Annotated in this window: 13 protein-coding genes; 5 read left to right on the forward strand and 8 right to left on the reverse strand. The window is 58.4% G+C overall.

The annotated features are described in order from the left end of the window. Window positions 1-185: 185 nt before the first annotated feature. The 4 genes from dapB to grpE form a co-directional block, all read right to left on the reverse strand. A complete protein-coding gene (gene dapB / locus A7J50_RS25050) occupies window positions 186-992 on the reverse strand; it encodes a 4-hydroxy-tetrahydrodipicolinate reductase (RefSeq protein ID WP_064454181.1) in 807 nt (268 codons plus the stop codon). A gap of 10 nt (window positions 993-1,002) precedes the next feature. Continuing rightward, a complete protein-coding gene (dnaJ, locus tag A7J50_RS25055; RefSeq protein ID WP_053258081.1) occupies window positions 1,003-2,127 on the reverse strand; it encodes a molecular chaperone DnaJ in 1,125 nt (374 codons plus the stop codon). A 317-nt stretch (window positions 2,128-2,444) separates the two neighbouring features. Then, complete coding sequence (gene dnaK / locus A7J50_RS25060) at window positions 2,445-4,361, reverse strand: molecular chaperone DnaK (RefSeq protein WP_064454182.1); 1,917 nt, start codon at window positions 4,359-4,361, stop codon at window positions 2,445-2,447. A 102-nt stretch (window positions 4,362-4,463) separates the two neighbouring features. Then, window positions 4,464-5,024: a nucleotide exchange factor GrpE gene (grpE, locus tag A7J50_RS25065; RefSeq protein ID WP_064454183.1), complete on the reverse strand. Its 561-nt coding sequence runs from the start codon at window positions 5,022-5,024 to the stop codon at window positions 4,464-4,466. A gap of 254 nt (window positions 5,025-5,278) precedes the next feature. On the opposite strand from grpE, the gene recN reads away from it, so the two are divergent. After that, on the forward strand, window positions 5,279-6,952 hold the full coding sequence (gene recN, locus A7J50_RS25070) for a DNA repair protein RecN (protein WP_064454184.1): 1,674 nt from the start codon (window positions 5,279-5,281) through the stop codon (window positions 6,950-6,952). A 98-nt stretch (window positions 6,953-7,050) separates the two neighbouring features. On the opposite strand, the gene fur is transcribed toward recN, so the two are convergent. Continuing rightward, the gene (fur, locus tag A7J50_RS25075; protein WP_053258085.1) at window positions 7,051-7,455 is read right to left on the reverse strand and encodes a ferric iron uptake transcriptional regulator; all 405 of its coding nucleotides are present in this window, start codon (window positions 7,453-7,455) and stop codon (window positions 7,051-7,053) included. A gap of 98 nt (window positions 7,456-7,553) precedes the next feature. Here fur and A7J50_RS25080 point away from each other — a divergent pair, with 98 nt between their 5' ends. Further along, a complete protein-coding gene (locus A7J50_RS25080) occupies window positions 7,554-8,081 on the forward strand; it encodes an outer membrane protein assembly factor BamE (RefSeq protein ID WP_053258086.1) in 528 nt (175 codons plus the stop codon). Between the two features lie 63 nt (window positions 8,082-8,144). Here A7J50_RS25080 and A7J50_RS25085 read toward each other — a convergent pair whose 3' ends face one another. Both A7J50_RS25085 and A7J50_RS25090 read right to left on the reverse strand, forming a co-directional pair. Beyond that, window positions 8,145-8,447 (reverse strand): RnfH family protein, encoded by a 303-nt coding sequence (locus A7J50_RS25085; RefSeq protein ID WP_064454185.1) that lies wholly within the window; start codon window positions 8,445-8,447, stop codon window positions 8,145-8,147. After that, window positions 8,440-8,874: a type II toxin-antitoxin system RatA family toxin gene (locus tag A7J50_RS25090; RefSeq protein ID WP_049711477.1), complete on the reverse strand. Its 435-nt coding sequence runs from the start codon at window positions 8,872-8,874 to the stop codon at window positions 8,440-8,442. The genes A7J50_RS25085 and A7J50_RS25090 overlap by 8 nt, the downstream gene beginning before the upstream one ends. Window positions 8,875-9,040: 166 nt before the next feature. Between A7J50_RS25090 and smpB the strand changes: the two genes are divergently transcribed. Then, window positions 9,041-9,523: an SsrA-binding protein SmpB gene (gene smpB, locus A7J50_RS25095; protein ID WP_003176160.1), complete on the forward strand. Its 483-nt coding sequence runs from the start codon at window positions 9,041-9,043 to the stop codon at window positions 9,521-9,523. A gap of 38 nt (window positions 9,524-9,561) precedes the next feature. On the opposite strand, the gene A7J50_RS25100 is transcribed toward smpB, so the two are convergent. After that, entirely contained in the window at window positions 9,562-10,329 is a 768-nt protein-coding gene (locus tag A7J50_RS25100; protein ID WP_053258089.1) for a GntR family transcriptional regulator, read from the reverse strand. A 262-nt stretch (window positions 10,330-10,591) separates the two neighbouring features. Here A7J50_RS25100 and A7J50_RS25105 point away from each other — a divergent pair, with 262 nt between their 5' ends. Further along, the gene (locus tag A7J50_RS25105; RefSeq protein ID WP_064454186.1) at window positions 10,592-12,286 is read left to right on the forward strand and encodes a lactate permease LctP family transporter; all 1,695 of its coding nucleotides are present in this window, start codon (window positions 10,592-10,594) and stop codon (window positions 12,284-12,286) included. A gap of 70 nt (window positions 12,287-12,356) precedes the next feature. Beyond that, window positions 12,357-15,167: an FAD-binding and (Fe-S)-binding domain-containing protein gene (locus A7J50_RS25110; protein ID WP_064454187.1), complete on the forward strand. Its 2,811-nt coding sequence runs from the start codon at window positions 12,357-12,359 to the stop codon at window positions 15,165-15,167. Window positions 15,168-15,190: the final 23 nt, after the last annotated feature.

The following is a 15,190-nucleotide window of genomic DNA, read 5'->3' on the forward strand; positions in this document are numbered from 1 at the left end:
ACCCCGCTTCTTCACTGAATTATTCTGCGCGCTTTTAGTGGACACACTAAAGCTGTAGCTTACAGAAAAAGGCTTTTTTGGTCCACCGCTAATGAGCCTTAAAGGCAGGGGAATGCGACAGGACGTCGCTTAGCGGTTAAAAACGGGGCCTCAGGATAATCCTGAGGCCCCGTTTTAGCTACTGATTAGTGCAGATCCAGCACATCGCGCATGTCATACAGACCAGGCTCGCGACCTTCCAACCAGAGCGCGGCACGTACCGCGCCCTTGGCAAACGTCATGCGACTGGACGCTTTGTGTGTAATCTCCAAGCGCTCGCCTTCGGTAGCGAACAGTACGGTGTGATCGCCAACCACATCGCCACCGCGAACGGTGGCAAAGCCAATGGTGTCACGCGCACGCGCACCGGTATGGCCTTCACGCCCGTAAACAGCAACTTTCGACAGGTCACGCCCCAGCGCATCGGCGATAGCCTCGCCCATGCGCAGCGCGGTGCCAGACGGCGCATCGATCTTGTGGCGGTGATGCGTCTCGATAATCTCGATATCCGCATCCTCACCGAGCACACGAGCCGCCATATCGAGCAGCTTGAGCGACAGGTTCACACCGACACTGAAGTTGGCAGCGAAGACCACCGGGATATCTTTGCCCGCCTCGACCAACAACTGCTTCTGCTCGGCACTCAGGCCCGTAGTGCCGATTACCATGGCCTTACCCGCCTTGCGGCAGAACGCCAGGTTTTTCAGCATTACCTCTGGCAGAGTGAAGTCGATGAGCACGTCGAAATCGTCAGCCACCTTCTCCAGATTGCCCGACAACGAAACGCCAATGCGCCCTAACGAGGCCAACTCACCGGCATCCGCACCCGTCAACGTGCTGCCGGGACGAACAATCGCCGCGGTCAACCCGCAAGCCGGTGAGCGCTGCTGCACCGCCTCGACCAGCGTCTTGCCCATGCGCCCGGCAGCGCCCATTACGGCTATACGTCGCATATTCACTTCCTTACAGGTCGCCGAAGAAGCGCTTCACGCCATCGAAAAAGCCCGTGGTTTTCGGCGAATGGGAGTCATCACCTTCCAACGAGCTGCGGAACTCTTCAAGCAATTCACGCTGACGACGGCCCAGATTAACCGGAGTCTCCACCGCTACACGGCACATCAGGTCACCAGCACCGCCACCGCGCACCGGCGCAACGCCTTTGCCACGGATACGGAACTGCTTGCCGGTCTGCGTCCCCTCAGGAATCTTGAGCTTGACTCGACCATCAAGCGTCGGGATCTCCAGCTCACCACCCAATGCAGCATCGACAAAGCTGATCGGCACTTCGCAGAACAGGTGCTTGCCATCGCGCTGGAAAATCGAGTGCTCGCGCACATTGATCACCACATACAGGTCGCCTGTAGGACCACCCTGAGTCCCCGCCTCGCCTTCGCCCGACAGACGAATGCGATCACCTGTGTCCACACCCGCCGGCACTTTCACCGAGAGGGTCTTGTACTCTTCGACACGGCCTTCGCCGTGGCAGGAATCGCACGGATCGGAAATGATCTTGCCCTGGCCATGGCAACGCGGGCAGGTCTGCTGCACCGAGAAGAAGCCCTGCTGCATACGCACCTGGCCGATACCGCCGCAGGTTGGGCAAGTGATCGGAGAGGAGCCTTTCTTGGCGCCCGAACCGTCGCATGGCTTGCAATTGACCAGCGTCGGCACACGGATATTGACGGTGGTGCCGCGTACGGCCTCCTCCAGATTCAGCTCCAGGGTGTAACGCAAGTCGCTGCCACGCTGGGCACCGCCGCGTTGGCCGCCACGGCCACCACCGAAGAAGTCGCTGAATACATCACCGAAAATATCGGAAAAGTTCTGACCACCAAAACCGGCACCGCCGCCACCCATACTTGGGTCGACACCGGCATGACCATACTGGTCGTAGGCCGCACGTTTGTTGGGATCAGACAGGCATTCGTAGGCCTCGTTGGCCTCTTTGAACATCTCTTCGGATTCTTTGCTATCCGGATTACGGTCCGGGTGGTGCTTCATCGCCAGGCGACGGTAAGCCTTTTTCAGGTCCGCCTCGCTGGAACCGCGCTCAACACCCAATACTTCGTAATAGTCACGCTTTGCCATAAGTCTTTGCACTCTTAAGGACGTTCGGCCAGACCCTCCTGAGCCTTGCCAAACTCGTTGAGCCCCAATACAGGCCCGGACCCAACTCACGTCAATTCAACGATCCTGGTCATTACTGCTTTTAGCCAGGGACCCGGCCAAAAACGCGGTGACTTTCGCCCGGAAAGCAGGAGCATTCCCAGTCACACCGCCAACATCCGACCCTTGTCGCATGTTGTAAAAATTCACATACCCCAGACACGCCAACGCGGGAGCAAGCTCCCGCGCGGCGACATCCTACCAGTCACCGCTTGATAGCGGTCAACCGGGCGACCAACTTACTTGTGGTCTTTGACTTCTTCGAACTCGGCATCGACAACGTCGTCGTGCTTGGCTTCAGGCTCTGCGTGTTGTGCAGCACCCTCTGCCGGCTGGCCTTGCTCGGCGTACATTTTCTGAGCAACTGGCGCGGAGACCTTCGACAGCTCCTCAACCTTGGCTTCGATGGCAGCCTTGTCGTCGCCTTTAACAGCGGCTTCCAGGGCAACCAAAGCGGCTTCGATTGCAGTTTTCTCTTCGGCAGTCACTTTATCGCCAGCTTCAGCGATCATTTTGCGCGTCGAGTGAACCAATGCATCACCTTGGTTACGGGCACCGGCCAGCTCTTCAAACTTCTTGTCAGCCTCGGCATTGGTTTCAGCATCACGAATCATCTGTTGAATTTCTTCATCAGACAGACCGGAGTTGGCCTTGATGGTGATCTTCTGCTCTTTGCCAGTGGCCTTGTCTTTAGCACCTACGTGCAAGATGCCGTTGGCGTCGATGTCGAAGGTCACTTCAATTTGTGGCACGCCACGTGGTGCTGGTGGAATCTCAGCCAGGTCGAACTTGCCCAAGGACTTGTTCTGAGCGGCTTGCTTACGCTCACCTTGCAGTACGTGAATGGTCACGGCGCCCTGGTTGTCGTCGGCAGTCGAGAACACTTGCGATTTCTTGGTAGGAATCGTGGTGTTTTTCTCGATCAGCGCGGTCATCACGCCACCCATGGTTTCGATACCCAGGGTCAGCGGGCTGACGTCCAGCAGCAGCACGTCTTTCACGTCGCCGGCCAGTACCGCACCCTGGATAGCAGCACCCATGGCAACGGCTTCGTCCGGGTTCACGTCTTTACGTGCTTCTTTACCGAAGAACTCGGTGACCAGCTTCTGAACCAGTGGCATACGGGTCTGACCGCCTACCAGGATCACGTCGTTGATCGAACCAACGTCGATACCCGAGTCTTTCAGCGCGATGCGGCAAGGCTCGATGGTGCGTTGAACCAGGTCTTCAACCAGCGCTTCCAGCTTGGAGCGCGAGATCTTCACGTTCAAGTGCTTAGGACCGGTAGCGTCTGCAGTGATGTACGGCAGGTTCACGTCGGTCGACTGAGCGGAAGACAGCTCGATCTTGGCTTTCTCGGCAGCTTCTTTCAGGCGCTGCATCGCCAGCGGGTCACCCTTGAGGTTCATGCCGCTTTCTTTCTTGAATTCGTCAACGAGGTAGTCGATCAGACGAATGTCAAAGTCTTCACCACCCAGGAAAGTGTCACCGTTGGTGGCCAACACTTCGAACTGGTGCTCGCCGTCAACTTCAGCGATCTCGATCACGGAGACGTCAAAAGTACCGCCACCCAGGTCGTAAACGATCACGGTGTGGTCGCCCTTGGCCTTGTCCATACCGTAAGCCAGAGCAGCTGCGGTCGGTTCGTTGATGATACGTTTTACGTCCAGACCGGCGATGCGGCCGGCGTCTTTGGTCGCCTGGCGCTGGCTGTCGTTGAAGTAGGCCGGAACGGTAATCACCGCCTCAGTTACTGCTTCACCGAGGTAGTCTTCGGCGGTTTTCTTCATCTTTTTCAAGATTTCAGCCGAGATTTGCGGCGGCGACATTTTCTGGCCGTTTACTTCAACCCACGCGTCACCGTTGTCAGCCTTGGCGATTTTGTAAGGGACCATCTTGATGTCTTTCTGTACGACTTCTTCGTCGAACTTACGACCGATCAGACGCTTCACCGCGTACAGGGTGTTGTGCGGATTGGTCACAGCCTGACGCTTGGCCGACTGACCGACGAGGATTTCACCGTCGTTGGCGTAAGCAATGATCGACGGCGTGGTACGCGCGCCTTCGGCGTTTTCGATAACTTTTGCAACGCCGTTTTCCAGCACGGAGACGCAGGAGTTGGTAGTCCCCAGGTCGATACCGATAATTTTGCCCATGATTGACTCTCCCGAAACATGAATTTGGTTGCCGCAGCAGTGGTGGCTAACTGCGGTAGCACTTAAACGCTTGACTTATAAATGGGGGCCTTGCGGCGGATTTCAAGCCTGCTCATCAATAGAAGGTGCAACAGGTGCAGGAGCCTTGCTCACCACCACCATTGCCGGGCGCAGCAAGCGACCGTTGAGCTGATAACCCTTCTGGAACACTTTCAATACGCTGTTCGGCTCAAGGTCATGGCTTTCCTGCATGGCCATAGCCTGGTGATGCTCTGCATTGAACGGCTCGCCGCCTTGCGGATCGATGGCCTCCAACTGATAACGCTTCAGGGTGTCCTGGAACATTTTCAGGGTCAGCTCGATCCCTTCGCGCATCGGGCGGATGTTTTCGTCGGCCGCGTTGGACAACTCAAGGCCACGCTCCAGGCTGTCGATAATCGGCAGCAGGTCATTGGCGAATTTTTCCAACGCGAATTTGTGAGCCTTTTCGACATCCTGCTCGGCGCGGCGGCGGACGTTCTGCAGATCGGCAGCAACACGCAAAGACTGATCCTGCGCAGCGGCCAATTGCTCTTCGAGCACTTGCACACGAGTTGCCAGTTCATCACCGGCAGCCGAATTGGCGTCTGGAGTTTGCGTATCCTGCGTCTGTTCGTCAGCCATAGATTTCTCCTTTCAAAATCATGCGCGAACTAAACTCGCGCTTCTGTTCCGGTATATGGGGCCACAATTTCCAGGTTCAAGGGCGCAGGCGCTTCCATAAGCCTTTCACTTGCGCCAGATCAATTTCTGAGCAGTCATTCCCAATTGCGCTAATAAAGTCATTCGATCAAGCAAATTGAGCTAAGCGCCAGGATTGTCAGCCCTAAACAAAACACTGTATAAATAACCAGACCTAACGCCTGGGAGCGGCCGTCATGCTCGTGCACCTGTCTGTACATAACTACGCCATCGTTGAACATCTGGATCTCGAACTGGATCGCGGGATGAGCGTAATCACAGGCGAAACCGGCGCCGGTAAATCGATCATGCTCGACGCCTTGGGCCTTACTCTTGGCGACCGTGCCGATAGCGGCGTGGTGCGCCCAGGCGCGGACAAGGCCGATATCCTTGCCACCTTTGACCTGGCAGATATTCCCGAAGCCGAAGCCTGGCTGGCCGAGCGCGACCTTAATAATGAGGGCCCGTGCATCCTGCGCCGAGTCATCACGGCAGAAGGACGCTCACGCGGCTACATCAACGGCACGCCTTGCCCCCTTGGCGACTTGAAAGCCCTCGGCGAATTGCTGATCGATATCCACAGCCAGCATGAACACCAATCCCTGCTGAAAACCGACACCCATCGCCGTTTGCTCGATGAGTACGCCGGTGCCACCGATCTGGCCCGACAAGTACAACTTGCCGCCCAGCGCTGGAGACAGACGCGCCAGGAGCTGGAGCGGCTCTCCAACTCCGGCGACGAACAACGCGCTCGTCACCAGCTGCTCAGCTATCAGCTCGAAGAGCTCGAGAGCCTGGGCCTGGGCGAAACCGAGCTGGAGCAGTTGGAACAGGAACACAAGAACCTGACCAACGCCGAAACCCTGCTGGGTATCTGCCGGCAAGTGGTGGAGCAATGCAGCGAAAGCGATTCCGGCAACGTGCTCAATGCACTGACCGCCAGCCTCAATCGCCTGTCCAGCGTGAACAATGCATCCGGCTCGCTGAACGAAGCCACAACGTTACTGACCAGCGCACAGATCCAGGTTGAAGAAGCCGTGGGAGAGCTCAACCGCTTTCTCGACCACTTCGATGCCGATCCAGCCCGCCTGCAGGAAATAGAGGAACGCCTGGATACCATCTACACCCTGGCGCGCAAACATCGCATTCAGCCGACCGAAGTGGCGACGATGCAGCAAAAACTGCTGGATGAAATCGAAACCCTCAACGCCAACGACGAATCCATTGAGCGACTGGGCGACGAACTCGCCTCTTTCGCCCGACATTACCAAGAAAAGGCCCGCGAACTGAGCGACCTGCGCCAGCAAGCGGCCACAAGCCTGGCCAGCGCCGTAGAGCAGGAAATTCAGCGCCTTGGCATGCCTGGCGGGCGCTTTACCATCGAACTGCGCACCAACACCAGCAATGAACTACAACCTCACGGCCTGGAACAGGTGGAACTGCTGGTGAGTGCCAACCCTGGGCAGCCGCTCAAGGCACTGGCGAAAGTGGCGTCCGGTGGCGAACTGTCGCGGATCAGCCTGGCGATCCAGGTGATTACCGCCCAGACATCACGGGTACCCACGCTGGTATTCGATGAAGTGGACGTTGGTATTGGCGGGCCGACCGCAGAGATTGTTGGCCAATTGTTGCGCCGACTAGGGGATCGTGGCCAGGTACTGACGGTCACTCACTTACCGCAAGTGGCGGCTCAAGGGCATCAGCATTTGTTTGTGCATAAAGTAAGAGGCAGCGATGCGACGCACACGGCCGTGTCCAAGCTGAACAAGTCGGAACGCGTAGAAGAAGTGGCGCGGATGCTGGGCGGTATCGACCTGACCAAGGAGTCCCTGGCCCACGCGAAGAAAATGGTCGTGGCTACCAAGGCCTGAACCGAGCATTTTTCGCTCTCTTTTCTCTACTATAGAAAGCACGAAGGCGACCCTAGGGTCGCCTTCAATCGTTTCGCAGAGCAAATCTGCGTCGATTTTTACTTTTTCTTACGGATGTACAGCACCAGATTATGGTCCACCAAATCGAACCCATGCTGCTCAGCGATAGTGTGCTGGAGCTTCTCGATTTCCGGACTGGTGAACTCGATAACCTCATTGGTATCCAGGTCAACCATGTGGTCGTGATGACCGCCGTCAGCCAATTCGAACACTGCATGACCGCCGTCGAAATTATGACGAACCACCAGCCCTGCGGCTTCAAACTGGGTCAGCACACGGTAAACCGTGGCCAGGCCAACGTCCTCGTTAGACTCCATCAGCGCCTTGTAAACATCTTCGGCACTCATGTGGCGCTGCTCAGCAGAATCGAGCATTTGTAGAATCTTGACTCGTGGCAGAGTCACTTTAAGACCGGCTTTGCGTAGTTCGCTATTTTCAACCATGGTTAGCTTTCTCGCGGATGCTGCTTCGCAGCTTCTCTTAATACGGGTATGATCGGCGTTTACGTTGTCCCAGCCAAGATAGTGGAAGTCGCCCACCGATGCAAAACACCAAGCTCTTGCTAACCAGTTTCACCCTTGTGGGACTGCTCGCACTCGCCGGTTGTTCATTCCCCGGGGTTTACAAAATCGACATCCAGCAGGGCAATGTCGTCACGCAGGACATGATAGACCAGTTACGTCCGGGAATGACCCGACGGCAAGTACGGTTTATCATGGGCAACCCCCTGCTGACCGACACTTTTCATGCCGATCGCTGGGATTATCTCTACAGCATCCAGCCAGGTGGCGGTGAGCGCCAGCAGGAACGCGTCAGCGTCATCTTCAATGGCAATGACCAGCTTGTCAGCCTGTCCGGTGACTTCATGCCCGGTGTAAGCCGTGATGAAGCCTTGCTGGGCAAGGACAACGGCACCAATGTGACTGCGCCCGCGCAGGAAGCAGAGAAGCCGAAGTCCGAGGTACCGGCCAAGCCAGGCTCGTTGCTGGATCAGATCCAGAAGGACGTGGATGGCGTGCAAACCGTTCCGGTCCCGACGCCACAGCCTCTGGACACCGCCCCGCAATAATTTTGCGGCGCGCAACAAAAAGCCCGGCATGCCGGGCTTTTTGTTGCCTGTCGATTGGCAGCGTTATGAAGGTTGTTGCCTGGCCATCGCGGCCTTGGCCGCGCGCAGCCTGCGCACTTCCTTGGGGTCTGCCAGCAACGGCCGGTAAATCTCAATTCGATCACCCGGCTGCACAGCACGCACATCCGCGTCCGCAACCAACTTGCCAAAAATCCCCGAAGGGCAATCAGCCAATACCAGCCCCGGAAGTTGCACTGCAATGCCCGATGCCTGCACCGCCACCCTCAGGCTTGTGCCCGCAGGCACCGTCACCGCCAACAAAACCTGGCGATCCTCGGCGGCATATACCACTTCAATCTCAACCATGCAGTTGCTTGGCCCGCTGACAGAATGCATCGACCAGCGTATTAGCCGCCTGGTTAAACAATGGCCCCAACGTCGCGCGCACAATTGGGCCCGCATAATCAAATGACAGGTCGAGGCTGATCTTGCAGGCCTTGTCGGTCAGTGCCTTGAACACCCACACCCCATGCAACTGGGTGAAGGGCCCTTCCTGCAGATTCATTTCAATGGATTTCCCAGGCACCAGTACGTTGCGCGTAACAAAGTGCTGGCTAAGACCGCCCTTGGCCACCCCAACACTGGCAACCATGTGCTCATCACTGCCTTCCAGTACCTCGGCAGTGGAGCACCAAGGCAGGAATTCCGGGTAACGCGCAACGTCGTTGACCAGGTCATAGAGCGCCTGCGCCGGATAAGGCAGTAAGGCCGAACGTTGAATATGCGTCGTCATGTGAGCGTTATTTCCACTGCTGAAGCAAACATCGCGAAAGAACAGCCCGATCCGCGAGAGAAAAAAACCTAAGAACTGCCCGTATTGTCCGGGATTCGTCCAACACGCTCAAGCACGCAGGTTGACCGTAGCCGACACGCTCGCAACTCCCTATAATGCCGCCCCTATGGCTAAACAAAAGAAACACCCTACAGGGACCATCGCGCAAAATAAAAAGGCGCGACACGATTACTTCATCGAACATCGGTTCGAGGCTGGTCTGGTCCTGGCCGGCTGGGAAGTAAAGAGTCTGCGCGCCAGCAAGCTGCAACTGGTCGACAGCTACGTATTGCTCAAGGATGGCGAGGCATGGCTGCTGGGCAGTCATATCACCCCGCTGACGACCGCGAGCACCCACGTAATCGCCGACCCGGTGCGCACGCGCAAGCTATTGCTCAACGCCCGCGAACTGGAAAAGCTCGCTGCCGCCGTACAGCAGAAAGGCTATGCCTGCATCTGCCTGTCCTGGTACTGGAGCAAGCACCTGGTCAAGTGCGAGATCGCGCTCGGCAAGGGCAAAAAGGAATACGACAAGCGCGACACCGAGCGCGAACGCGACTCCAATCGTGAACTGCACCGTGCCGTGCGCAACAAGGGCAAGGAAGAGTAATCCTTGTGACACTGTAGCCTCGGGTGACTCACCCCGGGCTACATGCCTTTACGCCGCTCCGCCCGCGCTACGCGCTGAACTTCCTGACGCACCTCTTCCAACACTTCCTGCACATACAACAGGTGACGTGTTGAGACTTCCCGCGCCTGCTCGGCACGCCCCTCGATAATTGCCAGGTACAAATCCCGGTGCTGACTGATCAGCATGTCACGGGTCTCCGTACGCTGCTGGTACATGCCGCCGATGTTGGTCACCACGTTCCGCTTGAGCAGATCAAACAGTCCGCGAATGGTGTGCAGCAACACCGCGTTATGACTGGCCTCAGCGATGGCCAAGTGAAACCGCGCATCGGCCGCGCCCTCTTCCACCCGGCTGACCTCATCCACACGCGTATAGCAATCCTGTAACGCTTCAAAAGCCGACGTCAGCCGCTCACGGTCCACCTCGGTAGCCCGCAACGCCGCGTAATAGGCACAAGACGCTTCAAGGGTCTGACGAAACTCGAGCAAATCACGCTGAGCCTCCGGGTTATTTTCCAGCAGGTGCAGCAGCGGATCACTGAAGGTAGACCCCAGAGAATCCGCCACATAGTTACCGCCACCCTGACGACTGACCAACAGCCCCTTGGCCGCCAGCTTCTGAATCGCCTCACGCAACGAAGGGCGCGACACGCCAAACTGCTCAGCCAAAGCGCGCTCGGCCGGCAAGCGCTCGCCCGACTTCAGCGTGCCCTCAAGGATCATGCCCTCGAGCTGCTCGACAATATCGTCAGACAAACGGCGCTGACGCACCTGATCAAACCCCATAACTCACTCTCCACAATCCCGACCACTCGCCGGGGGCTCTATTCTGGCCTATCGCCGCGCTTGCGGCACCTATCAGAACGCCTTCGATAGACCCGAGCAGGACACCTCGGCTACGTCGCTACGACCAAAGTTTGGTCAGCGGCAAATTGACACAGCCACGCCAACACTTTTACTCTAGCCAACAGCGGCTGTAAATTGGTCTTACCAATTATCCAAGCTGACTAAACAGTGCCTGACCAACAACAATTAGGGGCCACCCCACATGCAAACCTGGCAACAGCTCTACAGCCCGCTCGGCAGCCTCGGCCTGTCCGCACTGGCCGCCGTCATTCCGATCGTATTCTTCTTCCTCGCCCTGGCCGTGTTTCGCCTCAAAGGCCACGTCGCCGGGAGTATTACGCTGGCATTGTCGATCCTGGTGGCAATCTTCGCCTTCAAGATGCCGGTCGACATGGCGCTGGCCGCCGCCGGTTATGGTTTTGCCTACGGCCTGTGGCCCATCGCATGGATCATCGTCGCCGCCGTTTTCCTCTACAAACTGACCGTCAAGAGCGGCCAATTTGAAATCATCCGCAGCTCGGTCCTGTCGATCACCGACGATCAGCGCCTTCAGGTGCTGTTGATCGGTTTCTGCTTCGGCGCGTTCCTCGAAGGTGCGGCCGGCTTCGGCGCCCCCGTGGCGATTACCGCCGCACTGCTGGTCGGCCTGGGTTTCAACCCGCTGTATGCCGCCGGCTTGTGCCTGATCGCCAACACCGCGCCTGTAGCCTTTGGCGCGCTGGGCATTCCGATCATCGTCGCCGGCCAAGTAACCGGCATTGATTCCTTCAAAATCGGCGCCATGGCCGGCCGCCAACTGCCGTTGCTGTCGCTGTTTGTACCGTTCTGGCTGGTGTTCATGATGGACGGCCTGCGCGGCGTTCGCGAAACCTGGCCGGCGGCGCTGGTGGCAGGCTTGAGCTTTGCCGTCACCCAATATTTCACGTCCAACTTCATCGGCCCGGAACTGCCGGACATCACCTCGGCCCTCGTCAGCCTGGTAGCCCTGACCCTGTTTTTGAAAGTCTGGCAACCCAAGCGTGCCGCGGGCGCACAGATTGCGGGGGCCACCTCCGGGGCTGCGGTCACCGCCAGCATCGGCGGCTTCGGTCAGCCGCGCCAAACGCTCGCTTCGCCCTACGGCCTGGGGCAGATATTCAAGGCCTGGTCGCCGTTCCTGATCCTGACCGTACTGGTCACCATTTGGACCCTCAAGCCATTCAAAGCGATGTTCGCTGCAGGTGGCGCGATGTACAGCTGGGTCTTCAACTTCGCGATCCCGCACCTGGATCAACTGGTCGTCAAGGTCGCCCCGATTGTCGCTAACCCGACGGCGATTCCGGCGGTGTTCAAGCTGGACCCGATCTCTGCAACGGGCACCGCGATTTTCTTCTCCGCGCTGATCTCGATGCTGGTGCTCAAGATCGATGTAAAAACTGGTCTGACCACTTTAAAAGAAACCTTCTACGAATTGCGCTGGCCCATCCTGTCCATCGGCATGGTGCTGGCCTTCGCCTTCGTCACTAACTACTCGGGCATGTCCTCGACCATGGCGCTTGTGCTGGCAGCCACGGGTGCAGCCTTCCCGTTCTTCTCGCCTTTCCTTGGCTGGCTGGGGGTTTTCCTGACAGGCTCCGACACTTCGTCCAACGCCCTGTTCAGCTCGCTGCAAGCCACCACCGCCCACCAGATTGGCGTTAATGACGTGCTGCTGGTTGCCGCCAATACCAGCGGCGGCGTGACCGGCAAAATGATCTCGCCGCAATCAATCGCCGTGGCGTGCGCCGCCACCGGCCTGGTAGGCAAAGAATCCGATCTGTTCCGCTTTACCCTCAAGCACAGCCTGTTTTTCGCCACCATCGTCGGGCTGATCACCCTGGCGCAGGCCTACTGGTTCACCGGTATGCTGGTGCACTGAGACCTGCGCGCAATAGGGTAAGAATCGACGCCGGAACACGGTTCCGGCGTCTGCTATTTCTGGAGGACCGATGAGCCTGCCTGCTGCTTTTCTGAGCGACGCCGCACAACTGATCCCAAAAGATCGCCGCTTCGACGATCCACTTTCCACCCTCGCCTTCGGCACCGACGCCAGTTTTTACCGACTGATCCCACAGCTGGTGATTCGCGTGGAATCGGAAGAGGAAGTCGTGGCGCTGCTGCAACTCGCCCAGCGTGACCGCGTCCCCGTGACCTTCCGCGCGGCGGGCACCAGCTTGTCCGGCCAAGCCATCAGCGACTCGGTGCTGATCGTGCTGGGTGACAATTGGAATGGCCGCGAGATTCGCGGGCAAGGCACGCAGATCCGCCTGCAACCCGGCGTGATCGGCGCGCAAGCCAATGCCTGGCTGGCACCGTTCGGGCGCAAGATCGGGCCGGACCCGGCATCGATCAATGCCTGCAAAATTGGCGGCATTGTCGCCAACAACGCCAGCGGCATGTGCTGCGGCACCGCGCAAAACACCTATCACACCCTGGCAGGTATCCGCCTGGTACTGGCGGACGGTAGCCGTCTGGATACTGAAGATGCAGCCAGCGTCGCTGCATTTCGCGAACAGCACGGCGCACTGCTGGAGCGCCTGGCGAATCTGGGTCGCGAAACGCGGGCAAACGCTGCACTGGCTGCAAAAATCCGCCACAAATACCGTCTGAAAAACACCACAGGCCTGTCACTCAATGCTCTGGTGGATTTCGACGAGCCACTGGATATCCTCAGCCATCTGCTGGTGGGTTCCGAAGGCACCCTCGGCTTTATCAGCGCAGTGACTTACGACACCGTCATTGATCACCCGAATAAAGCATCGGCGCTGATTGTGTTCCCGGATGTCGAGACCTGCTGCAACGCGGTAACGGTGCTCAAAACTCAACCGGTGTCGGCCGTCGAGTTGCTGGACCGGCGCAGCATGCGCTCGGTACAGGACAAACCGGGCATGCCCGCTTTCGTACAGCAGCTATCGGAAAATGCCTGCGCACTGCTGATTGAATCCCGCGCCGCGTCGCCGGCGTTGCTGCATGAGCAACTGGGGCTGATCATGGCGTCCCTGGCTGCATTCCCTGTGGAAAAACAAGTCGACTTCACCGAAGACCCCGTAGAAAACGCCCGCCTGTGGGCTATCCGCAAAGACACCTTCCCGGCCGTTGGCGCGGTGCGTAAAACCGGCACCACGGTCATCATCGAAGACGTGACCTTCCCGGTCGAGCAACTGGCCACCGGTGTAAACCGCTTGATCGCGCTGTTCGACAAACATCACTACGACGAAGCCATCCTTTTCGGACATGCCCTAGAAGGCAATCTGCACTTTGTATTCACCCAAGGTTTCAACAGCAGCGAAGAAGTCGCACGCTATCAAGCGTTCATGGACGATGTCGCGCAACTGGTGGCGGTGGAATTTGGCGGCTCGCTGAAAGCCGAACACGGCACCGGCCGCAACATGGCACCGTTCGTTGAGCTGGAATGGGGCAGTGATGCCTATCAGCTGATGTGGCAGCTCAAACGCCTGCTCGACCCTAACGGCATTCTCAACCCCGACGTGGTGCTCAGCGAAGACCCGCAAATCCACCTCAAGCACCTCAAACCATTGCCCGCTGCCGACGAGCTTGTGGATAAGTGCATCGAGTGTGGTTTCTGCGAGCCGGTCTGCCCATCGAAAGGTCTGACGTTGAGCCCACGCCAGCGCATTGTGATCTGGCGCGACATTCAGGCGAAGAAACGTGCGGGCGTCGATACCACCGAACTGGAAGCGGCCTATCACTATCAAGGCATCGACACCTGCGCCGCCACCGGGTTATGCGCCCAACGCTGCCCTGTAGGCATCAATACCGGCGACCTGGTGAAAAAACTCCGCGCACGCGATGCCGACCGTACGAAGACCGCCGATTGGCTCGCCAGCCATTTCGCCACGGCCATGCAAGGTGCGCGCTTCACCCTGCACGTCGCCAACGGTGCACGGATGCTCTTGGGCGCGCCACGCCTGGCCAAGCTGTCGGCCACACTGACCAGACTGTCCAAAGGGCAGATCCCGCAGTGGAGCAACGCCATGCCGCATCCGGAAAAAGCCATTCGCTTCAGTCCGGCCGTGACAGACCCGCGCCCGCGCGTGGTCTACCTGGCGGCCTGTGTCTCACGCGCCATGGGCCCGGCAGCGGGTGATAAAGAGCAGATGTCGCTGTACGACAAAACCCGGGGCCTACTGGAAAAAGCCGGTTACCAAGTGGTCTTCCCCGACAACCAGGACAGCCTGTGCTGCGGCCAGCCCTTTGCCTCCAAAGGCTACGCCGAACAGGCCGAGCACAAGCGCCAGGAACTGATCGGTGCCCTGCTCCATGCCAGCCGCGGCGGCCTCGACCCGATCTATTGCGACACCAGCCCCTGCACCCTGAGGCTGGTACAAGACCTCGGCGAAACGCGCCTGGACCTCTACGACCCGGTGCGCTTTATCCGCACCCACCTGATGGACCGCCTCGACTTCACGCCTCAGGAAGCCCCTATTGCTGTGCACGTCACTTGTAGCACTCAACACCTGGGCGAGAGCCAGGCATTGATTGATCTCGCGCGGCGCTGCGCCAAAACCGTGGTGATCCCGGAGGGCATCCACTGCTGCGGATTTGCCGGCGACAAAGGCTTCACCACGCCGGAACTCAACGCCCACTCACTGCGATCACTCAAGGACGCGGTGCAATATTGCAGCGAGGGCATCTCCACCAGCCGAACCTGCGAGATAGGCTTGAGCCAGCATGGCGGCATCGATTACCACGGGTTGGTGTATCTCGTGGACCGGGTCACCCAGGCCCGCACACATTAAACCTGCAAAAAAACAGAACCCCT

The organism is Pseudomonas antarctica (assembly GCF_001647715.1).
In the GTDB taxonomy this organism is placed as follows: Bacteria; Pseudomonadota; Gammaproteobacteria; order Pseudomonadales; family Pseudomonadaceae; genus Aquipseudomonas; species Aquipseudomonas antarctica_A.

Bases quoted from the DNA above. Each gene is read 5' to 3' on its own strand.
- dapB (WP_064454181.1), bottom strand. From the start codon at position 992: ATGCGACGTATAGCCGTAATGGGCGCTGCCGGGCGCATGGGCAAGACG.
- dnaJ (WP_053258081.1), bottom strand. From the start codon at position 2,127: ATGGCAAAGCGTGACTATTACGAAGTATTGGGTGTTGAGCGCGGTTCC.
- dnaK (WP_064454182.1), bottom strand. From the start codon at position 4,361: ATGGGCAAAATTATCGGTATCGACCTGGGGACTACCAACTCCTGCGTC.
- grpE (WP_064454183.1), bottom strand. From the start codon at position 5,024: ATGGCTGACGAACAGACGCAGGATACGCAAACTCCAGACGCCAATTCG.
- recN (WP_064454184.1), top strand. From the start codon at position 5,279: ATGCTCGTGCACCTGTCTGTACATAACTACGCCATCGTTGAACATCTG.
- fur (WP_053258085.1), bottom strand. From the start codon at position 7,455: ATGGTTGAAAATAGCGAACTACGCAAAGCCGGTCTTAAAGTGACTCTG.
- A7J50_RS25080 (WP_053258086.1), top strand. From the start codon at position 7,554: ATGCAAAACACCAAGCTCTTGCTAACCAGTTTCACCCTTGTGGGACTG.
- A7J50_RS25085 (WP_064454185.1), bottom strand. From the start codon at position 8,447: ATGGTTGAGATTGAAGTGGTATATGCCGCCGAGGATCGCCAGGTTTTG.
- A7J50_RS25090 (WP_049711477.1), bottom strand. From the start codon at position 8,874: ATGACGACGCATATTCAACGTTCGGCCTTACTGCCTTATCCGGCGCAG.
- smpB (WP_003176160.1), top strand. From the start codon at position 9,041: ATGGCTAAACAAAAGAAACACCCTACAGGGACCATCGCGCAAAATAAA.
- A7J50_RS25100 (WP_053258089.1), bottom strand. From the start codon at position 10,329: ATGGGGTTTGATCAGGTGCGTCAGCGCCGTTTGTCTGACGATATTGTC.
- A7J50_RS25105 (WP_064454186.1), top strand. From the start codon at position 10,592: ATGCAAACCTGGCAACAGCTCTACAGCCCGCTCGGCAGCCTCGGCCTG.
- A7J50_RS25110 (WP_064454187.1), top strand. From the start codon at position 12,357: ATGAGCCTGCCTGCTGCTTTTCTGAGCGACGCCGCACAACTGATCCCA.